At 67.4% G+C, this 20,091-nt stretch carries 24 protein-coding genes and 1 tRNA gene; 5 read left to right on the top strand and 20 right to left on the bottom strand.

What is annotated here, in order from left to right; genetic code table 11:
• Nucleotides 1-10: 10 nt before the first annotated feature.
• Both C457_RS16975 and C457_RS16970 read right to left on the bottom strand, forming a co-directional pair.
• Nucleotides 11-286 (bottom strand): hypothetical protein, encoded by a 276-nt coding sequence (locus C457_RS16975; protein WP_008096583.1) that lies wholly within the window; start codon nucleotides 284-286, stop codon nucleotides 11-13.
• Between the two features lie 44 nt (nucleotides 287-330).
• Nucleotides 331-819 (bottom strand): Lrp/AsnC family transcriptional regulator, encoded by a 489-nt coding sequence (locus tag C457_RS16970; protein ID WP_004976442.1) that lies wholly within the window; start codon nucleotides 817-819, stop codon nucleotides 331-333.
• 202 nt (nucleotides 820-1,021) lie between these two features.
• Here C457_RS16970 and C457_RS16965 point away from each other — a divergent pair, with 202 nt between their 5' ends.
• Nucleotides 1,022-1,969, top strand: a complete 948-nt coding sequence (locus tag C457_RS16965; RefSeq protein ID WP_008096581.1) for a DMT family transporter — start codon at nucleotides 1,022-1,024, stop codon at nucleotides 1,967-1,969.
• A 101-nt stretch (nucleotides 1,970-2,070) separates the two neighbouring features.
• Here the strand turns inward: C457_RS16965 and C457_RS20235 are convergent, their stop codons facing one another.
• From C457_RS20235 to C457_RS16945, 5 genes are all read right to left on the bottom strand, one after another.
• The gene (locus tag C457_RS20235; RefSeq protein WP_152420040.1) at nucleotides 2,071-2,574 is read right to left on the bottom strand and encodes a hypothetical protein; all 504 of its coding nucleotides are present in this window, start codon (nucleotides 2,572-2,574) and stop codon (nucleotides 2,071-2,073) included.
• Nucleotides 2,575-2,727: 153 nt separating this feature from the next.
• Nucleotides 2,728-3,648: a DMT family transporter gene (locus C457_RS16960; protein ID WP_008096579.1), complete on the bottom strand. Its 921-nt coding sequence runs from the start codon at nucleotides 3,646-3,648 to the stop codon at nucleotides 2,728-2,730.
• A 318-nt stretch (nucleotides 3,649-3,966) separates the two neighbouring features.
• The gene (locus tag C457_RS16955; RefSeq protein ID WP_008096578.1) at nucleotides 3,967-4,251 is read right to left on the bottom strand and encodes a DUF6360 family protein; all 285 of its coding nucleotides are present in this window, start codon (nucleotides 4,249-4,251) and stop codon (nucleotides 3,967-3,969) included.
• Between the two features lie 85 nt (nucleotides 4,252-4,336).
• Entirely contained in the window at nucleotides 4,337-6,115 is a 1,779-nt protein-coding gene (locus tag C457_RS16950) for a nitrite/sulfite reductase (RefSeq protein WP_008096577.1), read from the bottom strand.
• Between the two features lie 88 nt (nucleotides 6,116-6,203).
• Nucleotides 6,204-6,527: a hypothetical protein gene (locus C457_RS16945; protein WP_008096576.1), complete on the bottom strand. Its 324-nt coding sequence runs from the start codon at nucleotides 6,525-6,527 to the stop codon at nucleotides 6,204-6,206.
• A 304-nt stretch (nucleotides 6,528-6,831) separates the two neighbouring features.
• Here C457_RS16945 and C457_RS20720 point away from each other — a divergent pair, with 304 nt between their 5' ends.
• Both C457_RS20720 and C457_RS16940 read left to right on the top strand, forming a co-directional pair.
• Nucleotides 6,832-7,002 carry a hypothetical protein gene (locus tag C457_RS20720; RefSeq protein WP_008096575.1) on the top strand — a complete coding sequence of 57 codons (171 nt, stop codon included), beginning with the start codon at nucleotides 6,832-6,834 and terminating at the stop codon, nucleotides 7,000-7,002.
• A 180-nt stretch (nucleotides 7,003-7,182) separates the two neighbouring features.
• Nucleotides 7,183-7,857, top strand: a complete 675-nt coding sequence (locus tag C457_RS16940) for a DUF7119 family protein (protein ID WP_004976434.1) — start codon at nucleotides 7,183-7,185, stop codon at nucleotides 7,855-7,857.
• Here C457_RS16940 and C457_RS16935 read toward each other — a convergent pair.
• A complete protein-coding gene (locus C457_RS16935) occupies nucleotides 7,845-9,089 on the bottom strand; it encodes a M20/M25/M40 family metallo-hydrolase (protein WP_008096573.1) in 1,245 nt (414 codons plus the stop codon). The genes C457_RS16940 and C457_RS16935 overlap by 13 nt on opposite strands.
• A gap of 86 nt (nucleotides 9,090-9,175) precedes the next feature.
• Here C457_RS16935 and C457_RS16930 point away from each other — a divergent pair.
• Nucleotides 9,176-9,249: transfer RNA gene (locus tag C457_RS16930), tRNA-Lys, on the top strand.
• A 77-nt stretch (nucleotides 9,250-9,326) separates the two neighbouring features.
• Here the strand turns inward: C457_RS16930 and C457_RS20410 are convergent.
• The 3 genes from C457_RS20410 to C457_RS21255 form a co-directional block, all read right to left on the bottom strand.
• The gene (locus C457_RS20410; protein WP_156037871.1) at nucleotides 9,327-9,500 is read right to left on the bottom strand and encodes a hypothetical protein; all 174 of its coding nucleotides are present in this window, start codon (nucleotides 9,498-9,500) and stop codon (nucleotides 9,327-9,329) included.
• Between the two features lie 393 nt (nucleotides 9,501-9,893).
• Nucleotides 9,894-11,693, bottom strand: a complete 1,800-nt coding sequence (gene pepF, locus C457_RS16925; protein WP_008096571.1) for an oligoendopeptidase F — start codon at nucleotides 11,691-11,693, stop codon at nucleotides 9,894-9,896.
• Between the two features lie 84 nt (nucleotides 11,694-11,777).
• Entirely contained in the window at nucleotides 11,778-11,933 is a 156-nt protein-coding gene (locus C457_RS21255) for a DUF7563 family protein (protein ID WP_013035426.1), read from the bottom strand.
• A 138-nt stretch (nucleotides 11,934-12,071) separates the two neighbouring features.
• Here C457_RS21255 and C457_RS16920 point away from each other — a divergent pair, with 138 nt between their 5' ends.
• Nucleotides 12,072-13,409 (top strand): M28 family metallopeptidase, encoded by a 1,338-nt coding sequence (locus C457_RS16920; protein ID WP_008096570.1) that lies wholly within the window; start codon nucleotides 12,072-12,074, stop codon nucleotides 13,407-13,409.
• Nucleotides 13,410-13,418: 9 nt separating this feature from the next.
• Here the strand turns inward: C457_RS16920 and C457_RS16915 are convergent, their stop codons facing one another.
• The 9 genes from C457_RS16915 to C457_RS16875 all read right to left on the bottom strand — a co-directional run bounded on the left by C457_RS16915 (nucleotide 13,419) and on the right by C457_RS16875 (nucleotide 20,010).
• Nucleotides 13,419-13,742, bottom strand: coding sequence for a hypothetical protein (locus C457_RS16915; RefSeq protein WP_008096569.1), 324 nt, complete (start codon nucleotides 13,740-13,742; stop codon nucleotides 13,419-13,421).
• Nucleotides 13,743-13,823: 81 nt separating this feature from the next.
• Complete coding sequence (locus C457_RS16910) at nucleotides 13,824-14,471, bottom strand: HAD family hydrolase (protein ID WP_008096568.1); 648 nt, start codon at nucleotides 14,469-14,471, stop codon at nucleotides 13,824-13,826.
• 64 nt (nucleotides 14,472-14,535) lie between these two features.
• The gene (gene truA, locus C457_RS16905; RefSeq protein WP_008096567.1) at nucleotides 14,536-15,429 is read right to left on the bottom strand and encodes a tRNA pseudouridine(38-40) synthase TruA; all 894 of its coding nucleotides are present in this window, start codon (nucleotides 15,427-15,429) and stop codon (nucleotides 14,536-14,538) included.
• Between the two features lie 98 nt (nucleotides 15,430-15,527).
• Nucleotides 15,528-15,974, bottom strand: a complete 447-nt coding sequence (locus C457_RS16900) for a universal stress protein (protein WP_008096566.1) — start codon at nucleotides 15,972-15,974, stop codon at nucleotides 15,528-15,530.
• 117 nt (nucleotides 15,975-16,091) lie between these two features.
• Entirely contained in the window at nucleotides 16,092-17,387 is a 1,296-nt protein-coding gene (hisS, locus tag C457_RS16895) for a histidine--tRNA ligase (protein ID WP_008096565.1), read from the bottom strand.
• A gap of 121 nt (nucleotides 17,388-17,508) precedes the next feature.
• Entirely contained in the window at nucleotides 17,509-18,414 is a 906-nt protein-coding gene (locus C457_RS16890; protein ID WP_008096564.1) for an EamA family transporter, read from the bottom strand.
• 75 nt (nucleotides 18,415-18,489) lie between these two features.
• Nucleotides 18,490-19,080 carry a DUF7411 family protein gene (locus tag C457_RS16885; RefSeq protein WP_008096562.1) on the bottom strand — a complete coding sequence of 197 codons (591 nt, stop codon included), beginning with the start codon at nucleotides 19,078-19,080 and terminating at the stop codon, nucleotides 18,490-18,492.
• A gap of 3 nt (nucleotides 19,081-19,083) precedes the next feature.
• Nucleotides 19,084-19,449: a DNA-binding protein gene (locus tag C457_RS16880; RefSeq protein WP_004976420.1), complete on the bottom strand. Its 366-nt coding sequence runs from the start codon at nucleotides 19,447-19,449 to the stop codon at nucleotides 19,084-19,086.
• A gap of 105 nt (nucleotides 19,450-19,554) precedes the next feature.
• Nucleotides 19,555-20,010 carry a 30S ribosomal protein S19e gene (locus C457_RS16875; protein ID WP_004976418.1) on the bottom strand — a complete coding sequence of 152 codons (456 nt, stop codon included), beginning with the start codon at nucleotides 20,008-20,010 and terminating at the stop codon, nucleotides 19,555-19,557.
• Nucleotides 20,011-20,091: the final 81 nt, after the last annotated feature.

Genomic DNA, 20,091 nt, shown 5'->3' with positions numbered 1-20,091 from the left:
CGCAACGCTCTCAGACCGTGTCGGTCGGCTCGTGCGACTCGGCCATCTCGGTCGCGGCGGCCGCGTACGCCGCTTTCGTCTCCTCGTCGGAGACGCGGCCCAGTTCGTCCTCGGGCACGTCGACGGCGGCGTAGGTGTCGCGCACGTCGGACTCGAAACTCGTCAGCGAGCGCTCTTTGCGGTGGTAGCGCGTCCCGTCGGTGGTCGCGTACACGAGGATGATGATGTTCTGTTCGTCGTCCGAGTAGGTCCGTTCGACCAGCCACGTTCGCACGTCGTTCGACATGGTCGATAGTACGCGACGAACCGTGATACGTCCCCGGCCGATTCTCAGTCCTCGATGCCGAGCTCGTCGAGGAGCGTCTCCAGCGTGTAGCTCTGGAGCGCCCGGTGGCTGTCGCGCATCGCGGAGATGACGAACGTCGAGTTCGTCCGCTCGACCTCCGGCGTCGCCTCGAAGTCGCTGATGAGACGCTCCACGCGGTCGGAGTCCGCGAGGTGGGCGACGACGATGAAGTCCGTCTCGCCCATGGTGAAGTAGAGCTGCGTGACGCCCTCTATCTCCAGCAGTTTGTTCCCGACTTCCTCGTACGACCCGCTGTAGTCCGCCAGCACCTCCACGACCACGGTGACGCCGAGTCCGAACGCCTCTAGGTCGATGTCGTAGAGGTCGTTCTCGATGACGCCGTCGTCCTTCAGGTTGTTCAGGCGGTAGTGGATGGTCGACACAGGGATGTCTGTCGCTTCGTGTAGCTTCTCGGGACTGCCCGTCCCGAGGTCCGCGATGGCCTTCAACAGGCGCACGTCGCGTTCGTCCATACCCTCTCGTTGCGGTCGGTGACGTAAGTCCTTGTTCTGTCCGCCGTTTTCGCCACCTCTCTCTCGCTCTCGAACTATCACGAATTATAGAAACTTTAGAACAGCAAAACCCAGAATTCTTCCTCTAAAATTCAATTCAAAACAAATCTCTTGTAGAAGGATTTAACAAGACGCGTCTCTGAGAACTGAAACAGATTCGACCATGACGCGAACCACTTGGAGAAACATTCCGACGACGCCCCTGCTTTTCGTCGCGCTCGCGGCGATGTGGGGCACCTCGTTCGTCGCTATCGAGGTCGGCTTGGAGTTCTTCCCGACGCTCTCTTTCGCCGCGCTCCGCTACGAACTCGCGGGGCTCGTGATGCTGGCGTACGCCTGCTACTCCACCGACCGCTGGCGACCCGAGGCCAGAGACGAACTGCTCGCGACGGCCATCGGCGCGGTGTTCATCATCGCCGCCTACCACGGCCTGCTCTACCTCGGACAGGAACACGTCCCCGGCGCGGTGGCCTCTATCATCATCAGCCTCTCGCCCATCCTGACTGCGGTCTTCGCCTCCGTTATCCTCACCGAGGGGTCGCTGGGAAAGACCGGGACGCTCGGGCTGCTCGCCGGGTTCGCCGGTGCCGTGCTCGTGGCTGACCCGGTCTCGGCGTTCTCGGGGTCGTCCGGGTCGGCGCAGGGACTCGGCATCGTCCTCATCTTCCTCGCGGCGGTGTCGTTCGCGCTCGGTGCGGTCCTCACCCGCCCGCTCCGGAGCGACCTCCCGGTCCAGTCGATGCAGGCGTGGTCGATGCTCCTCGGTGGCGTCCTGCTCCACGGCTGGGCGCTCGCCCGCGGCGAGTCGCTTTCGACTATCGAGTTCGCCCCCGCCGGTATCGCGTCGTTCCTCTACCTGACGCTCGTCTCCGGCGCGGTGGCGTTCCTCCTCTACTTCGAACTCTTAGACCGCCTCGGGCCGACCGAACTCAACCTCATCGGCTACGTCGAACCCGTGGTCGCGGCGCTCATGAGTTGGGCGCTCCTCGGACACGTCATCGACACGACGGCGCTCGTCGGCTTCGGAGCCATCTTCTTCGGCTTCGCCGCGATGAAAAAGGAGATGTTGGTGTCGGTCGCCGTCGCGGTCCGGCGACGGGTCGCCGCGTAGGTTCGGCTTCGTTCTGCTGTCTCTGTTTTCTGGGTCTGTTGAAATGCGTAGAACCTGAAAGAAGTCGTACGATACAGACAGAGGGTGGGTCGGTCAGTACGTTACGTGTACGATATTCCTTGATCAGTCATTTCCACATACAGGCCATAGTATGTATTATCTCGTTTGAGAAAGACCATCGTACCTTCCTGACGTCCCTTGTGTTCTCGTACACGGTTGACGAATTTGCCAAACGAGTCCGGGAAATCACACGTCGCATACCCGCCCTTCTCGGTTACCGTGCGGAGAATTTGCTTCTCACCCTCTGTGAGGTCTGAAAATTTGATCGGAGCATAATCACCACTGAGTGAGTTCTTGACTTGCTCGACTTTGATTACACTATCGTACATCTCGTCAAGGTCGTCTCGTTCGCCAGTCGTTATGCAGTCAGTAGACCGCTCCCAGTCGGTGAGGTCTGCTTCGTTGACAGTCCCGACAGGAGTCGAGGTGGCTGTCGACTGCTGGTTCAGTCCCGTTGATGAGTTACTTAGACACCCTGCTCCAAGTCCGGTGAGGATTCCACAGAGTGTACCGAGGATAGCTCTTCGTTCAAATGTGATTGCCATTATTCACTTATTGTCGCTCTCGACAATAGTGGCGGTGAAATGTCAAATAACCATTGTACTCATCTCGGACACTCTACTGATACAGGTGCGCCCTCTATTCAGCACACCGTCAGCAAACTCCCAGCGACCGAGAAATTCAAAGAGCCGGTTTGCTCACTCCGCTTCCGCGGGGATGCTTCCCCTGAGTCCGACAACCCGGGCCACGCTGTCGCGCTGGACCAAGATGAACCCCGAGAGGATGACCCCGAAGCCGAGGACGGTCGCCGGCGAGACGGACTCGCCGAGGAACGCCCACCCGGTGACGGTGGCGACGACAGGCATCGCGTAGGCGACGAGGTTGCCGCGGACCGGGCCGGCCTCCGCGAGGAGCGCGAAGTAGACCGGGTAGGCCGCGGCGGTTGCGGGCATGCCGACGTAGAGAATCGCGGCGACGAGTTCCGGCGACCACGCGACCTGCGTGACGGACTCGCCGAGACCGAGGCTGGCGGCGTGGATGCCGACGGCGGCGGCCGCCATCGCCCACGCGGTCTGCGGGAGCGTCCCGATGGACGGCCCGACGCGCTTGAGCAGGACGGTCCCGAAGGCGACCGACAGCGCCGAACAGACGATGAGCGCCTGTCCGACGCTCCCGCCGCCGAGGACGCTCTCGGGGCCGACGATGACGACGACGCCGACGAGTCCGAGCAGGATGCCGGCGGCGTCGACCGCGGAGATGCGCGCGTCGTCGAGGAGCAAGACGGCGAACACCGGGGAGGCCACGGGCATGATGCTGTACATGACGGCCGCCGCGCCCGTCGTCGCGTGCTGCTGGCCGAGGAACAGGAACACGTTGTTCGCCCCGAGGACGAACGCGGCGCTGGCGAGGATGCCGAGCGCGTCCGCGCGGGTCCGCGGGAGCCAGTAGCCGCCGCGGACGGCGACGAGCGTCAGGAGGACGACGGCGGCGACGTCGACGCGGAAGGCCGCAAAGAGCACCGGCGGGACCGAGCCGATGGCGGCCTTGATGCCGACGAAGGAGGTGCCGAACAGCACCGCGGCCGCGACGAAGAGGACGAGGGTCCGGTGACGGCTCACGCCACCACCCCCCGCGCTGTGGCCGGCGTTCGATTCGCCGGGTGGGCGCGGGAGGTGGAGTGCGGTCGACGCTCGGTGCGTGGACGGCGTAAGGGCGTCGTCTGTATCACAACACATCCTGCGACTTCCGAAGGCATATGTCTAACGATTGGGCTTGTTGCAACACAATTCGAGCATTCGAGACACAGATTCACACGATTCGTTGACTAAATCAGGATAGAAGTTCTCATGGGTGGTGTTGCCACGAACCGTCGGGGTCGCGCAGACGGTCGCGCCGCTCGGGGCGTCGAACGCTCGTCGAAAATCGGGGGGCTGCGGTCAGTCGCGCTGTTCGGCTTCGACGCGGTCGGCGTGCTTTTCGAGGTCGGCCGCGAGGCTTCGAGCCTCCTCGGGCGACAGCGTCAGTTTGTCGGCGTGCGGCGGGAGCGCGTCGAGCTGCGTCCAGTCGAGTTCGAGTTCGAGGGTAATCTCGTCGGGGTGCTTCCGCGGCGAGGTGACGTTGCACACCGCGAACGCCGACTCCTCGAAGTCGTGACCCGTCGCCGACGCGTCGACGAGGTCCAGCGTCGTGTAGGCGTTGACCTTCAGGATTCGGTCTGGCATCTGTGATTGAGTATCGGCGTCGTCGTAAATAGGTAGCGCGGCGGCGAGTCGTCACCGACGCGGATCGGTCCCGAGACAGGTCCGCTCAGTCGTCGCTCGCGATGGGCGTGCCGTCACCGTGGGTCGGTGCGGGACTCGCGTCCATCGAGTCGTCTTCCGCGTAGGGGTACCACGTGCGCTTCGTGTTGTGCATCATCGGGTCCTCGTAGCTGGTCTCTTCGGGTTCGACCAGTTCGGCGAGGTCCTCCTCGTCCGTCCGGGCGACGAACTCGCGGAACGTCTCGTCGCCCTCGCGGCGCTCTTCGAAGTTCGCGAGCAGGTTCTTGATGGCACCCGGCACCTCGTCGACGGGGACGCGCTGGGTGACCCACTCGGCGAAGTTGGGGTTCTCGCCGAGGCCGCCGCCGAGGCCGATGTCGAGCGCCTCGACCGGCTCGCCGTCCTTGCGGGTCTTCATGCCGCGGAGGCTGATGTCCGCAATCTGCGGCTGGGCGCAGGAGGCCGTACAGCCCGAGAGGTGGATGTGGAAGTCCTCGACGCCCGCGGGGAGTTCGACGTTCTCCTTGAGCCAGCGGGCGTAGCGGACCTGCCGGTTCTTCGTCTCCACGATGGAGAGCGAACAGAACTCGGTGCCCGTACAGGCGATGGAGCCGCGCATGAACGGGTGCGGGTCGGGCGAGTAGTGGTCGAGGAGTTCCTCGTCCTGCAGCGCGTCGAGCTTCTCTTCGGGAACGTCGGTGATGATGACGTTCTGGCGCTGCGTGACGCGAACCTCGCCGGAGCCGTACTCGTCGGCGACGCGGGCGAGCTCCTTCGTGTCGTCGACGCCCATGCGGCCGACGAGGACGTCGAGTCCGACGTAGTAGTTGCCGTCGGCCTGCTCGTGGATGCCGACGTGGTCCGCGTGGCCGCCGTTGGCGTAGCCGGAGTTGTAGGAGTACTCCGAACGCAGGTCTTCGCCGGCGGTCTCCAGTTCGAAGTCGACGAACTCCTCCTGGAGGACGTTGCGGAACTTCTCCGCGCCCCACTCGTCCATCAGGAACTTGATGCGGGCGTTGTAGCGGTTGTCGCGGTCGCCGTTCTCGCGGAACAGCGCGGAGATGGCTCCCGAGACCTCGGCTGCCTGCTCGGGAGTCACGAACACGTCGATGTCGCGGGCGAGCCGCGGCTCGTTCCGCGAGAGGCCGCCGCCGATGCGGATGTTGAAGCCCCTCGTCTCCTCGCCGTCTATCTCCTTGGTCGCGGGTTCGAGCGCGAGGTCGTTGATGTCGCCCTGTCCGCAGCCCTCGCGGCAGCCGGTGACGGAGACCTTCCACTTCCGCGGGAGGTTCGAGTGGTCGTCGTTGCCTTTGAACGTCTCGTTGAGCTCCATCGCGACGGGGAGCGCGTCGACGTGCTCGTGTTTGTCCTTGCCGGCGACGGGGCAGCCGACGATGTTCCGCCACGAGTCACCACAGGCCTGCTGCGTCGAGAGACCGACCGATTCGAGTTTCTCGAAGATTTCCGGGATGTCCTCCAGTTTGATCCAGTGGAGCTGAATCGACTGGCGGGTCGTCCAGTCGACGTACCCGTTGCCGAAGATGGGGTTCTCGGCCGGGCCGCGAGCGTACTCGTCGGCGACTTCCGCGACGACTTCGGTCTGGCCGGGCGTCAGCACGCCGTTCGGCGTCCCGATGCGCATCATGAAGTAGCTCTCTTGGCCGTTGCGCTGGTGGTACAGCCCCCACCATTTGAAGCGCTCGAACCAGGCGTCTCGCTCGTCTTCCGGGATGGTGTCCCAGCCCTGCTCGGCGAATTCGAGCAGGTGCTCTCGTATCTCGTTACCGTAGACCTCCGACTTCCAGCGTTCGACGTCCGTGGGCATTCGTATGAATGTCCATATACGTGCCCACGTAAGGCCCCGAGCGTACCGTCAACCCTTCCCGGTGCTGCCCAAAAGCGGAGAATGTTGCCTATTCACTGTCGTCGCCGCGTCGAACCGGGAGGACGACCCGCTCGCGGTCGATATCGACGAATTCGCCCTCGCGGAGCCTCCCGACCGGAACCCAGCCGGGCACGCCCGCGTGGCCGCAGGCGATGCACTGGCCGTACACCTTCGCGGAGACGGTTCTGCCGTCCGCGCCGACGTCGAGGACGTTCTCGACGACGAAGTCGGGAAGCTCGCACCCACAGAATGACGGGTCGTCGAGCCGCCAGAGTTCGCTCACGCTCACTTCTCTGGCGTCGTTCACGGAGACCCACGCCCCGTCGTCGAGGACGCGCAGGGAGACGCTCATGGCTCACCCTCCGCGCTCCGGCTACCTATGCGGGGCGGCGCCCGCAATCCCCGCGGGGGAGCGCGACGCGCGTTCCGGCGGTCGTTCCGCCGTAGTCGTGCGATTGTGGCCGAAATCGGCCGTCAGAGGTAGGGGCAACCCGTTCCGGTAGCCGGGAGTGGGGGTACACATTACAGGTGCGGATTCCCTTATGCGGGTCCGCCCGGTACGTGGTGGTGATGAGTGACCACCGCACCGCCGTCCGACAACACGCCTCCGCCGACGTCGCCCCAGAGCTGTTCGAACCGTCACGGGAGGGCGACGCATGACCGGCGAGGCAGAACTCGAACCCGAACGCGACCGCGAGGCCGACGCCGAGGTCGAGTCGTCGACCGAGGCGGAGGAAGAAGACCCCACGGCTCACCTCAAAGACCTCGAAGACGGTGCGGGCTGTACCGAAATCTGGTCGCACCTCTCGGAGTCCCGCGAGGAGTAACCGCCCGCCGACCGGCCGCTGACCGCCCGCAATCGGTCGCTGTCGGCGTATCCCCGCCTCGGCCGTCCCTCGTTTGCCGGCCTCCAGCCACTCGCCCGTATTCCGCCCAGCGACCGTCCGCGCGCGAATCTCGCCTCTCGGGGGGACGTTTTTAAGCCAGAACGCGTTACCGATTCGTAGATGACGAACGACGAACGCCGACGAACGACTGAGGTCCCGGCCGACCGACGGGAACCGGTCGGTGAACCGGTCGTCCGCGGCGACCCCGCCGTCACGGGCGACCGCGCCCGCGAGGCCGTCGGCTTCGACCCCACCGACCCCGACAGCCTCGCCGAGGCCGCCAGAACGGTCCGCTCGTTTTCGGAGTCCACCGCCGGCGACGACGACCACGTGTTCATGCTCCGCGGCGCGGCCGCCTGCGCCGCGCTCGTCCGCGGTGTCGGTTCCTACAAGCGCGCCGCCGAGCGCGCCGGCGGCGACGTATCCGTCTCCTTCATCCGCAAGTGGGCCCGCGTCCACGACCTCCCGCAGTCCGTCCGCCGACACGTCGCCCGCGGTAGAATCGCTCCCACGGCCGCAAAACACATCGCCCGCGTCTCCGGCGACGCCAGACTCCACCTCGCGTGGGCCACGCTCGACGCCGGCCTGACCGTCCGCGAGGTCCGTCGCCTCGCCAGCGAGGTCAACGACGGCACGCCCGTTGTGGACGCGCTCTCGGCCCACGGCGTCGATATCGGCACGCTCGAGGTGACGCTCCCCGCCGACGTCTATCTCGAACTCCGCCGTCGTGCCTCGCTCGAAGACGCCGCTCCCGGCGACGTGGTCGCGGACGCCCTCGACGACTACCTCGACTGAAGAAAGCGCGTCGCAGTCTCCCGAATCACGTCCCGCGCGACCCCGACTTCTTCCCACTCGACGGTCTCGTCAGGGAAGTGCGCCTGGTCGATGTCGCCCGGTCCGAACAGCACCGTCGGGATACCCGCTTCGACGTAGTGCCGCGAGTCCGCCCCGTAGGTCACGCCGACCGGCTCGTCGTCGCGGCCGTCCGCCCGCAGCGCCCCGCGCAACGACTCCACGACCGGTTCGTCGGCGTCGATTTCGGCCGGCTCGAACTGCACCGAAAAGCGCTCGAACACCGGCGGGTGCGCCGAGAGCCACTCGTCGTCGGCGACGACGCGCGCCAGCCGTTCTTCGAACGCCGATTCGACCGCTGCGACCGTCTCCCCCGGCGCGACGCCGAGTCGCCACTCCGCGGTGAGCGTCCCCGCGACGCTCGACGCCCACGTCCCCGCCTCGACGCGGCCGACGCAGACGGGCCACGGAATCGGGTAGTCGAAAAGCGGGTGGGTGACCGCGTCGGTCCGCTCCGATTCGAGGTCGAAGAACGCTCCGCGAATCGCCTCGAACTTCTCGATGACGTCCACTCCGCGCCACCGCGAGGCCGCGTGTGCCGTCCGCCCGGTCAACCGGAGCCGCTTCATCACCGAGCCCTCGGTGGCGACGACCGGCTTGAGCCGCGTCGGTTCGGCGACGAGCGCGGCGTCTCGCTCGAACGGATAGGGGGTGTCGAGCGCGGCCGCCGCGGCCCCGATGCCGCCTTCCTCCTCGCCGACGACGCTCTCGACGACCACCCGCCCGTCGAGGTCGAGATGGCCCGCCTCGACGGCGTCTCGGAGGTCGAGCGCGGCGAAGACGCACGCCGCGAGTCCCGCTTTCATGTCGGCCGCGCCGCGGGCGCTGACGGTGCCCGCGTCGTCGTCCCAGTCGGGTACAAACGGGTCGTGGGTCCACAGTTCCCTGTCGGCGGGCACCACGTCGACGTGGCCGTTGAGGACGAGCGTCCGGCCCGCGTCGGGGTCGCCGAACTCGACCACGCCGGCGACGCTCGGGCGGTTCGCCGCGTCGATGTCGTCGGGGTCGTCGGGAAACGACGGGTGTTCGGCCAGGCGTGCCGGGTCGGCGGTCCACTCGTGGGTGTCGAAGCCGAAGTCGTGTAGCCGGTTTTTGACCCACTGCTGAGCCGGGGCCTCGGCGCGGGCGACGCTCTCGAACCGGAGCAGCGTGTCCACGAAGTCGCGCAGGTCCATATTATGGGGGACGTGAACGGGGTACAAAGCAGGAGGGGGCGGCGAAAATAAACGCTTATCAGTATCCCCACTTAAAGAAAATCCGAGGGCTGGTAGCTCAGTTAGGCAGAGCGTCTGGCTTTTAACCAGACGGTCGGGGGTTCAAGTCCCTCCCAGCCCGTTTCTGCGACGGACTTCGTGCGGAGTGCAACGGCTCTGGAGTCGTCGAATCTGGGGGCGAGTCGCGCGGAACGTAAGCTACGCTTCGCCGTCCTCACCGGCCGCGTCGTCTTCTCGCTGCCTGATTTCCGCCTCCACCGGCGGCTCGAGACTGATGAGCTCGTAGAACTCCCCGTCTTTTCGAAAGCCGAGCACCACCTCGTCGACCCCCGTCGCCTCGTCCAACGTTAGCGTTAGATACTCTTCTGCCACGTCTGGTAGCCCTCCGAAACGTGTTACTCATCCAATCACACAACTGTTCTGGCAGACCCACAGTTCCGTGCGAAATTCGGACACGGCCGGTAACCGCCGCCCCGTGTTCATGCGAGAATCCTCGGAACTCGCGAATAGGACGTGTAGTCCGCCCACACTTCTGACGCATTCCCACGCGGGCGACACTGTGCGCTCACGTCGTCGGCTCAGTCGGTAGCAGTCCGGAAGCGGCAAACACCCTCCGCCCCGTGGCCACCGCCGACGGGTGGCAGGGGGCGACCGAGCGCCCGAAGACGTTCGCAACTGCACCGGTGAGTCCGACGCCCGCACCGACAGCGCGTCCGGGCAGGCCAAACTCGTTCAGGTCGGCTGAGCCCGCCCGGCGATTTTCGGTTATTCGAGGTCGAGGAGCGTCGCGGCCTCGTCGAGGAACTCCGCGTAGACCGACATCGCGTCCTCGATGGGTTCGGGCTCGGTCATGTCGACGCCGGCGGTTCGGAGCACGTCGAGTGGGTACTCGCTGCCGCCGAGCGCGAGCGCCTCGCGGTAGTCCGCCGCGGCGGCCTCGCCCTCCTCGCGGATGCGCTCGACGATGGCCGCCGCCGCGGAGATACCCGTCGCGTACTGGTAGACGTAGTAGTTGTAGTAGAAGTGCGGAATGCGCATCCACTCGCGGGCGATGCGGTCGTCGGTCGCCGCGGGCTCGTAGTACGCCGCCTTCAGGTCGCCGTACAGCTCGTCGAAGCGGTCGGGCGTGAGCGCGCCGTCGTCCTCGATTATCTCGTGAATCTGGAGCTCGAAGTCGGCGAACATCGTCTGGCGGAACAGCGTCGAGCGGAACCGCTCGAGGTACTCGTCGAGGACGTGCGTCCGGAGCTCGTCGTCGTCGACGTTCTCCAGGAGGTACTCGGTCAGGAGCGTCTCGTTGACCGTGGAGGCGACCTCGGCGGTGAAAATCTCGTAGCTCGCGTCGTGCCACGGCTGGGCGTCGTTGGCGAGTTCGGAGTGCATCGAGTGACCCAGTTCGTGGGCGAGCGTGAACATCGAGGCCGCGTCGTCCTGGTAGTTCATCATGATGAACGGCTGGGTGTCGTAGGTGCCCGCGGAGTACGCCCCGGAGCGCTTACCGCGGTTCTCGTACACGTCGACCCAGCGGTCCTCGAGGCCCTCGGCCATCCGTTCTTGATACGCCTCGCCGAGCGGTTCGACGGCCTCGACGATGTACTCCTTCGCCTGCTCGTACGGAATCTCGGGGCCGTGGTCGCCGGTGAGCGACACGTACAGGTCCCACATCCGGAGTTCGTCCGCGCCGATGGCCTCGCGCTTCAACTCGGCGTGGCGGTGGAGGTGCCCGAGGTTGTCGCGGACGGTGTCGAGCAGGTTGTCGTACACCTCGACCGGGACGTTGGGGCCGTCGAGGGCGGCCTCGCGGGCGGTCTCGTAATCGCGGATGCGCGCGGTCTTCACGTCCTTCTTGACGCTGTTTTTCAGCGAGGTGCCGACGGCGTTGCGCACGTCGGCCCAGCGGTCGTAGAACTCCTCGTGGACGGTCCGGCGGAACTCGCGGTCGGGGTGCTTCTGGAGCTTCGTGAAGTTGCCCTGCGTGATTTCGACCGACGTCCCGTCGGGCTTTTCGACGGTCGGGAACTCGAGGTCGGCGTTGGCCAGCATGGAGTAGATGTCGCTGGACGCGCCGGTCACCTCCGAGAGGTCGGCGAGAACCTCTTCGACCTCCGCGGAGCGGGTGTGTTCTTTCGTCCGGAGCACGTCGTCGAAGTAGTGCTCGTAGGCGTCGAGTTCGGGCTCCTTTTCGACGAACTCGGCGACGCCGTCGCGGCCGAGTTCCTGCAGTTCGGGGTCGAGGTAGCTGACCGCGCTACGGGCCTTCGACGCCAGCGCCTCGGCGCGACCGGCCTGCGCCTGGTACTCCTGGTTCCGGGTGTCTTGGCTGCTGCGGAGGTTCGCGTAGGAGACGACCATCGACACCTCGCGGAGCACCGACTCCATCGTCTCGAAGAGTTCGAGGAGCGTCTCGGGGTCCTCGGTGGCGCGGCCCTCGTAGCTCGCCAGTTCGGGAACGCGCTCTGCGACGTCCTCGTACGCCGCCTCCCACTCCTCGTCGGAGGCGTAGATGCTGTCGAGGTCCCACTTGTACTCCTCGTCGATGTCGCTCCGCTCGGGAACCGAACTCATGTCGGGTGATTCGACGCACGCGCGGGTGGTAAGCCTTATCAATCGACGGGCGAAGCGGGGTCGAGGAGGGCGGTCGCGTCGCGGTTAGTGTCGGGTCGCTCTCGCTTCTCGGACCTGCGAGCCGTCCCGGACTAAATCCTCGCAGTGCGGACAGACGCGGGGGGCGTCCATGCCCTCCGGGGCGAACACCCTGACGTAGCCTTCCGTGACGAAAGAATTGCAGTTCTGACATGTAGGCATGGCGGTCGTGCGTACCACGTCAACTGAGTTAGATGTTATGGGCGATTTTCGGCAGCCGACACCGGCATCGGATGCGGGGCTCGCCCGGGCCGACCCACCGGCGCAAACCACTTTGACCGGCGGGTGTGTGGAAGCCCCATGGACGACCTCTCCCCCGCAGTCCGCGAGGCGTTCGCCCGGACCTGGGTCGACGACCGCCCGTGGGCGTTCCTCACCGATCTGACCGCCATCGGCGACCGGATGGCCGGCGGGCCGGGCGACCGTCGGGCGAGTACGCTCGTCGCCGACGCTTTCACCGACGCGGGCGTCAGGCGCGTCGAGTTCGACCCCTTCGAGATGGCCCGGTGGACCCGCGGCGACACGACGCTCGACCTCACCGCGCCCGACGAGCGGCGCTTCGAGGCCGTCGCGCTCCCGTACGCCCCGCCGGCGGCCGTCTCCGGCCCGCTCGTGGATGTCGGCTACGGCACGCCCAGCGAAATCGACGCCGCCGACGTGGACGGCGCGCTCGCCGTCGCCAGCACGACGACCCCCGCCGGCGGCCGGTTCGTCCACCGGATGGAGAAGTTCAACTACGCAATCGACGCCGGTGCGGTCGGCTTCGTCTTCGTCAACCACGTCCCCGGGCAACTCCCGCCGACCGGGTCGCTCCGCTACGACGAGGAGGCCGCCGCCCCCGCGGTCGGCGTGAGCGCCGAAACCGGGTCGTGGCTGACCGACTACGCGGCCCGCGGCGGCGAGGCGACCCTCGCCGTCGACGCCGAAACGACGCTCGGCGAGAGCCGGAACGTCGAAGGTCGCGTCGGCCCCGACACCGACCGCGAACTCATCTTGTGCGCCCACTTCGACGCCCACGACATCGCCGAGGGCGCGCTCGACAACGGCTGCGGCATCGCGGTCGTCGTCACCGCGGCGCGGCTCCTCGCCGAGATGGACCTCGACCTCGGCGTCCGCGTCGTCGGCGTCGGCGCGGAAGAACTCGGGCTGACCGGCTCCGAACACCTCGCCGACCGCCTCGACCTCGACCGCGTCGCCGCCGTCGTCAACGTCGACGGTGCGGGGCGGTTCCGCGACCTCGTCGCCCACAGCCACACCTCCGAGGCGACCGCCGAGGTGGCCACCCGGGTCGGGAACGAGACGCGCCACCCGGTCGAAATCGAACCCGAGCCGCACCCCTTCAGCGACCAGTGGCCGTTCGTCCGCGCCGGCGTCCCGGCGCTCCAACTCAGGAGCGAAAGCGGCGAGCGCGGCCGCGGGTGGGGCCACACCCACGCCGACACCCGCGACAAGGTCGACGACAGAAACGTCCGCGAACACGGGATGCTGACCGCGCTCGTCGTCCGCGAACTCGCGGCGGCGGCCGCCGACGGGGAGATTCAGCGGCTCGACGACGACGAACTCGTCGCGGCGTTCCGCGACGCCGACTTCGAGACGGGGATGAAGGCCGCGGGTATCTGGCCCGACGGCTGGGAGTGAGAACCGCGGTCAGTCGCCTGCGGACGGGTCGGAGCCTCCGTCGCGGTCGACGCCCGAGTCGTCGCGCCCGTTTGCCTCGCTGTCGACGACTTCGACCGTCAGGTCCGCGGCCGACAGCGCGCTTTTTGTCGCGGCCTCGACGACTATCCCGGCCCCGATGACGACGTAGTACATCCCGTAGACGAACGTCGGGACGGCGACGAGGAGGTAGAGCGCGAGGCCGGCGATGCCCGTCGTGCTGGCGAGGAAGCCGCCGACGGCGTTGCCGACGCCGATGATAAACAGGCCGAAGACGATGCGGAGGGTGGCGTCCCACGCGGCGGACCGGTCCATGCCTGAGCCGACGGCGAGCCGCGTGATGTGTCTACTGGTCGATACGCGGTGCGGACCCGCGGAAAGTCAGTCTCCCGCGCGTCAGCACACCGCGAGGAGTTCGTCCAGCGAGTCGAGTTCGTAGGTCGGTTCGGCGGCTAGCTGGTAGCCGTCGCGGTGGGGTCGGCGGATGAACGCCGAGTCGATGCCGGCGCGGTCGGCCGCGACCACGTCGACGTTGCTGTCGCCGACGTAGAGCGCCGAGCCGACGCCGAGTTCGCCCATCGCGCGCTCGATGTAGTGGGGGTCCGGCTTCTTCACCCGAGCGCCCTCGACGGTCGGGTCGCGGCCGTAGGCCACCTCGAAGCGGTCGTCGATGTCGAACACGTCGAGGATGTGTTCGATGGTCGCGTGCTGGTTGTTGCTCACGACCGCCAGCGGGTGGTCGATGTCGTCGAGGGCGACCACGTCGTCGTACAGCGGCTTCGTCCCGTTTTCCAGACACGCCCGCTGGGTCGCCGCGGCGTGACTCTCGTGGTGCGACCAGAAGTCGTCGACCGGCACGTCGTGGACCGCACAGATGCGGCGCAGGCGCGTGAGTCCGCCGTTGATGACGCCGTCGACCGTCTCGGTCGTCGGCTCGACGTCGAACTCGGCGAACGCCCGTCTGACCGCCTCCCGTTGGACTTCGAGGAGCGTCGGCTTCGTCAGCACGCCGTCGTTGTCGAAGATGACAGCGTCGTAGCACATGGTCGGGGTTTCGCACCCGGGCCAGGATAACGTTACTATGTGCGACCCCAACCGCTCCGGAGAGCTATTGACTCCTTGCGTCTCCGCGGCTCCTCCCGACGCCGCCGTTTTCGCCGGCGGCGTCGGCGTTCCCGTCGCTGAGGTCGCCCGCCCGCTCGACCCCGTTGCGGATGCGCGAGCCGACGCGCCAGCCGATGCGGTCCGCGAGGGCCTGTTCGCCGAAAGCCGCGGCGGTGCTCTCGGCGGCCATCGAGTCCACGTCGAACTCGACGTTCGGGTAGTCGACCGCCGTGAGAAGCAGGGGGGTCGGCGGCGCGGCCGGGACGCCCTCGGGGCCAGCGAGGTGGCTGGGACCGAGCACGTCGTCCACCTTCGACGGCGGGGCCGCGCCCGACCCCACGGCGCGGACGAGCGAGACGAGTCTGCGGACGAGTTCGCGGGCGAAGCCGCCGGCCTCGACGCGGACGAGGAGGAAGTCGCCGTCGCGGGTCAGGTCGCCGTCGATGGCCCGGGCCGTCCCGTGGGTGTCGGGGGTGAGGTTGTGGAAGTCGTGTTCGCCGCGGCAGGCGTCGAAGGCGTCTCGCGCCCGGTCGTCGTCGAATCCGTCGCTCGGGGCGTGGAGGTCGTAGACGTACTCGCGGCGGGTCGGTCGGTGCCGGGCGTGGAAGTCGTCGGGGGCGTCGGCGGCGGCCCACGCTCGGACCGTTCCCGGTAGCTCCGAGTTCAGCGCCCGCGGCGTACACCAGTCGGGACACTCGAATGCGACGGTCTGGGCGAGCGCGGAGACGCCGGCGTCGGTCCGCCCGGCGGCGGCGTAGTCGGTCGGCTCCTCGTCGTCGTCGCAGACGCCGAGCGCGCGGCAGGCGTCGAAGAGGGCGTCTTCGACGGTCGGCACGTCCGGCTGTCGCTGGAACCCGTGGTACGGGCGTCCGTCGTAGGCGACGCGGAAGGCGCGCATGCCGGCTGCTTTCCCGGCGGACTACTTAACCGACTCCACCCGGTTCGACGGCTCCGACCCCGCGGTCATCCTGCGGTCGCCGCGCGCTCATCCGCGAGTCACTCCTCTTCGACCGGGGAGTCCTCGCTTCGGATGGTGAGCACCGGCACGTCGGCCATCCGGAGCACGCGCTCCGTGACGCTCCCGAGCAGGTAGCGCTCGATGCCCCGGCGGCCGTGGGTCCCCATCACGATGAGGTCCGCGTCGACCTCCTCGGCGTACCGGAGAATCGCCCGGTGCGGCGAGCCGTGTTCGACGGCCGTGACGACCTCGACGCCGACCGGTTCGGCCGCCTCCACGGCTTCGGAGACGATGCGCTCGCCTTCCTCCTCGTAGGCGCGGACGAGGCCGCCGGCGTCGAGTTGGGTCGCATGGAGGACGCGTTCGTCGACGACGTAGAGTGCGTACACCGTCGCGTCCGCCGTCGCGGCGAGGTCGATGGCGCGGTCGAGCGCCTCGTCGGCGGGGGCGCTCCCGTCGAGCGGGACGAGAATCCTGTCGTACATGTCACTCGTCTGTACGACGGGCGGGAACAAAAGGGCGTGCGCCGGTTCCGGGGCGCGGGAACGCGGCGGGAGTCTGCCGGTACGAGGACCGGGTTTCCCGGTGCGAGCCGGCGTTCGCTACTCGTAGTCCTCGTAGGTCGGCGCGTCGCGGTCGCCGGGGAAGTCGTCGACGGGGACGGTGGTCTGGTCGCCGCTCGCCATGTCCTTGACCGTCACCTCGCCGTTTTCGAGGTCGCGTTCACCGACGATGACGACCGTGTCGGCGTTGACGGAGTCGGCGTAGGACATCTGCGCGCCGAAGCTCCGGCCGGACACGTCGACCTCGACGACGTTGCCCGCGGTGCGGAGGTCGCGGGCGATGTCGGAGGCGACCGCGCGGGTGTCGCCGACGGTGAGGAGGTAGTAGTCGGTCGCCAGTTCCTCCTCGGGCCAGACGCCGGCGCGCTGGCAGAGCAGTTGGAGCGTCGCGCCGCCGATGCCGACGCCGACGGCGGGGGTCGGCTGGCCGCCGAACGACTCGATGAGGTCGTCGTAGCGGCCGCCGCCGAAGGTCGCCCGCGACACGTCGCCCGTGGAGTCGAAGCACTCGAAGACGACGCCGGTGTAGTAGTCCAGCCCGCGGGCGGTCGAAAGCGACACCTCGCAGAACTCGCCCGCGCCGAAGTCGTCGGCGGCGGCGAGGACGTTCCGGAGGTTCTCGACCGCGGCTTCGACGTCGTCGCCGCCGAATTCGGCGATTTCGTCGAGGTCGCCGCGCTCGATGAGGTCGGCGAACTCGCCGGCCTGGTCGTACGAGAGCCCGGCGTCCGAAAGCAGGCCGAGGTACTCTTCGCGTTCGACCTTCTCGGACTTGTCGACGGCGCGGACCGCGTCGGCCACGTCCACGTCGGCGTCGAACGACCGAAGCAGGCCGCCGAGGATGTCGCGGTGGGAGACGCGGAACTCGAAGTCGTCGGCGGTGAGGCCGAGGTCGGTCAGCGCGTCGGCGCAAAAGGCCAGAATCTCGGCGTCGGCCTCCGGCTCCGAGGAGCCGAAGATGTCGGCGTTGGTCTGGTAGAACTCGCGGAAACGGCCCTGTTGGACCTGTTCGTAGCGCCAGAAGGGTCGCGTCGAGACCCACTTGATGGGCTTCGACAGCGCCTGCTGTTTGGCGACGACCATCCGGGCAACCGTCGGCGTCAGCTCGGGCGTGAGGGTGACCTCGCGGCCGCCCTTGTCCTCGAAGGCGTACAGCTCCTCGACGATTTCTTCGCCGGACTTGTCGACGTACATCTGGGTCCGTTCGAGGTGGGGCGTCCCGATTTCGCGGAAGCCGTAGCGGGCGGCGGCGGTCTCGACGGTGTCGACGACCTCGCGCCGGGCCGACATCTCGCCGGGATAGAAGTCACGAAATCCCTTGAGTCGGTCGTACATGCGCGTTGGTTGGCGAAGGTCGCGCTTGAAACCTGTTGTTCGGGTCGGCGGGCGGTCGTCTGTTCGCTGTCGGTTCGCCGTCGAGTCGCCGGCGCGGCGCGGTTCGTCGGGCCGCGCCCGACTACCCGACCAGCGCCGCGAGCGCCGAGAGGTCGCCGAGGGCGATGAGCGAGACGCCCGCGACCGCGAGGACGGCCGCGGCGAGGCGGAGCCCGAACTGGGACTCCTTGAGGACGACCCCGCCGAGGACGACGGCGACGATGGCCTGCGTGTTGACGATGGGGGAGGCGATGCTCGCCGGCACCAGTCCGAAGGCGGTCGAGGTGACGTGCTCGCCGACGGCGACCAGCGCGCCCGCCGCGACGAACTTCGGAACGTCGCCGCGGATGCTCGTCCAGTTGCGGGCCGCGACGGGCAGAACGGCGAGCGCCGCGCCGGTGAACAGCACCGGGACGAACACGCTCGTTGGGATGCCGAGTTCCTGCAGGGCGACGCGCTTTCCCACGTCGCTGGCGGCGTAACAGGCCGCGCTCGCCAGCGCGAGTTGGGCGGGCCGCGAGCGGACCGCGCGCCGAAGCGGGTCGAGGAACGCCCCGCCCTCGTAGTTCGCGACGTAGACGGCGACGGTGGCGACCGCGACGCCGAGAACCTGTAGCCCGGTCAGAAACTGGTTCAGAAACAGGATTTCGATGGGGAGGACGAACACCGGGACGAGCTTGTTGATGGGCGCGACGTAGGACACGTCGCCGGCGGCGAGCGCGTCGACGAACAGGATGAACGCGACGCCGACCAGAACAGCCGTGCCGGCGACGATGAGGACTCCCATCGCACCGAGCTCGGCCAGCGAGGGCACGGCCGCGGGGTCGTACGTCACCGCCGTGACCGGGAGGTACAGGAGGACGGCGAAGGCGTTGACGACGACCGTGATGACCGCGCCGGAGTACCCCGGAAAGTACCGCTTCAGGGCGAAGATGTAGACGCCCCAGACGAACGCGGCGAGAACGGAGTAGGCGATGCCGGGGTCCATGATTCATCCGGCGCGCGGCGGGGTGAAAAACGACGCGGTACGGACCGAGCCGGCGGTTACCGGACAGCGGCGTCCTCAGCGTCGACCGTGGACGTAGCTCTGGATGTGGTCCGGGAACACCTCGTCGACCGCCGCCTGCCCGTGTTCGGCGGCGATGAGTTGGCGGAGTTCGCCCTCGTAGTCGGCCTTCGGAATCTCCTCGGACGGACCGGTTTCCACGTCGAGATGCGACTCCACGAGGCGGTCGACCGCGCCGCGGCCGAAGCCCGAAAGCGGCGAGAGATAATCGACGCCGTGGCGGTCTTCGAGGCTCTGGGCCTGCGCCCGGGAGATGGACGGGACGCGGTCGTCGCGGCGGGTGCCGTCGGCGACGGCGTCGAAGTCGAGGCCGCAGACCGCCTCGAGGGCGTGTTCGTGAACGCGCTGGATGCCGCCGCGGGGGTAGCCGTCTTCGACCATGCGGACGGTCGCCTCTTGTGCGACCTCGCGGTCGAGTTCCAGCGTCTCGAAGGCGTAGCCGAGTTCGGCCGCCGCGTCGCGGGCGTGCGTCCAGTCTTCCGTGACCCCGAAGTGGGCGGTCACGAGCGTCACGTCGTAGAAGGTATCGAGAAGCAGCGCGGCGAGCGAGGAGTCCTTGCCGCCGCTGTAGAGGAGCGCGAGTTCCACGTGTTACCGGCGTCGGATGTTGAAGCTCTTCGACTCGGGCTGCAGCTCTTTCAGGAGCGCCTTCATCTTGTCGTCGTCGATGCGGCCCTGGATGCGTCCGCTCTGGGCGAGGGCGACGATTTGGCGCTCGACCTGCTCTGCGAAGTCCGGCTTGGACATCTGCACCGCGTTGAGGCGCTGGCGGGCCTCGTCGGTCAGATGCTGTTTGAGAAGCGCCTGTTTCTGCTGTTCGGCGCGCTGTTGGGCGGCCTCCTCGGCCTGTTGTTGCTCGGCGGAGCCCTGTCCGCCGCCGCCCCGCTGTTCTTGGAGTTCCTGCATCTTCTTCTTTCGAAGCTCCTCCAGTCGCTCATCGTCGGGACTGCCACTCATACCCTAGCGCACGGTCCGATGTCTGAAAACCATTACGGACCCGCATACAGACGGCTCTCGGGGAATCCGCCGTCGAAGAAGAACTCTCGGTGTGTGTCGGCGGCTCTACGCGTAGCGTTCGAGTTCCGGGCGGTCGAGGTCGGAGAGCACGTCGGACGCGGCGTTGTCGAGGAAGCTCGTCCCCTCGGCGGTGATGCGGCGGCCCTCGCCCTTGGCGGTCTCGACGAGGCCTTCCTCTTCGAGCTGCTGGAGGAGCGTGCGGATGATGTTCTTGCTGCCGGCGTCGCTGTGCGCACCGGAGACGCTGTAGCGGTTGGAGCCGCGCTTGAGGCCGCCGTACTCGGTGGAGAGGCGGTCGACACCGACGGGGCCGTTCATGGCGACCTTGCGGAGCAGGCTCGCGCCGCGGACGAACCAGAAGTTGTCCTGCTGGGGCGGGAGTTCGCGGGTCTGGCCGCTCTTCGCGAAGGCCATCCAGTCGGGTTGCTCGATACGGTCCTCGAGTCGTCCGGCGACCTCTTCGATGAGGGCGTCCGCCGGGACGTCATAGATGGTTACCATGGCTATTGGTTCATAATCGCGGCGTTTAAAGGCATCGTATTCGCCCGATACGGGCGGTTGGAGGCTCCTGCGCCCCGACCG

Source organism: Haloferax prahovense DSM 18310 (genome assembly GCF_000336815.1).
GTDB lineage: Archaea > Halobacteriota > Halobacteria > Halobacteriales > Haloferacaceae > Haloferax > Haloferax prahovense.
The sequence above is the reverse complement of the archived record's forward strand: the minus strand, read 5'-3'. Positions and strand labels throughout refer to the sequence as shown.

Bases quoted from the DNA above. Each gene is read 5' to 3' on its own strand.
- C457_RS16875 (WP_004976418.1), bottom strand. From the start codon at position 20,010: ATGGTAACCATCTATGACGTCCCGGCGGACGCCCTCATCGAAGAGGTC.
- C457_RS16965 (WP_008096581.1), top strand. From the start codon at position 1,022: ATGACGCGAACCACTTGGAGAAACATTCCGACGACGCCCCTGCTTTTC.
- C457_RS16975 (WP_008096583.1), bottom strand. From the start codon at position 286: ATGTCGAACGACGTGCGAACGTGGCTGGTCGAACGGACCTACTCGGAC.
- truA (WP_008096567.1), bottom strand. From the start codon at position 15,429: ATGCGCGCCTTCCGCGTCGCCTACGACGGACGCCCGTACCACGGGTTC.
- C457_RS16910 (WP_008096568.1), bottom strand. From the start codon at position 14,471: ATGTGCTACGACGCTGTCATCTTCGACAACGACGGCGTGCTGACGAAG.
- C457_RS16955 (WP_008096578.1), bottom strand. From the start codon at position 4,251: ATGCCAGACCGAATCCTGAAGGTCAACGCCTACACGACGCTGGACCTC.
- C457_RS16880 (WP_004976420.1), bottom strand. From the start codon at position 19,449: ATGAGTGGCAGTCCCGACGATGAGCGACTGGAGGAGCTTCGAAAGAAG.
- C457_RS20720 (WP_008096575.1), top strand. From the start codon at position 6,832: ATGACCGGCGAGGCAGAACTCGAACCCGAACGCGACCGCGAGGCCGAC.
- C457_RS16890 (WP_008096564.1), bottom strand. From the start codon at position 18,414: ATGGACCCCGGCATCGCCTACTCCGTTCTCGCCGCGTTCGTCTGGGGC.
- C457_RS20235 (WP_152420040.1), bottom strand. From the start codon at position 2,574: ATGGCAATCACATTTGAACGAAGAGCTATCCTCGGTACACTCTGTGGA.
- C457_RS16920 (WP_008096570.1), top strand. From the start codon at position 12,072: ATGGACGACCTCTCCCCCGCAGTCCGCGAGGCGTTCGCCCGGACCTGG.
- C457_RS16950 (WP_008096577.1), bottom strand. From the start codon at position 6,115: ATGCCCACGGACGTCGAACGCTGGAAGTCGGAGGTCTACGGTAACGAG.
- C457_RS16900 (WP_008096566.1), bottom strand. From the start codon at position 15,974: ATGTACGACAGGATTCTCGTCCCGCTCGACGGGAGCGCCCCCGCCGAC.
- C457_RS21255 (WP_013035426.1), bottom strand. From the start codon at position 11,933: ATGCCTACATGTCAGAACTGCAATTCTTTCGTCACGGAAGGCTACGTC.
- C457_RS16945 (WP_008096576.1), bottom strand. From the start codon at position 6,527: ATGAGCGTCTCCCTGCGCGTCCTCGACGACGGGGCGTGGGTCTCCGTG.
- C457_RS16970 (WP_004976442.1), bottom strand. From the start codon at position 819: ATGGACGAACGCGACGTGCGCCTGTTGAAGGCCATCGCGGACCTCGGG.
- hisS (WP_008096565.1), bottom strand. From the start codon at position 17,387: ATGTACGACCGACTCAAGGGATTTCGTGACTTCTATCCCGGCGAGATG.
- C457_RS16915 (WP_008096569.1), bottom strand. From the start codon at position 13,742: ATGGACCGGTCCGCCGCGTGGGACGCCACCCTCCGCATCGTCTTCGGC.
- C457_RS16935 (WP_008096573.1), bottom strand. From the start codon at position 9,089: ATGGACCTGCGCGACTTCGTGGACACGCTGCTCCGGTTCGAGAGCGTC.
- C457_RS16940 (WP_004976434.1), top strand. From the start codon at position 7,183: ATGACGAACGACGAACGCCGACGAACGACTGAGGTCCCGGCCGACCGA.
- pepF (WP_008096571.1), bottom strand. From the start codon at position 11,693: ATGAGTTCGGTTCCCGAGCGGAGCGACATCGACGAGGAGTACAAGTGG.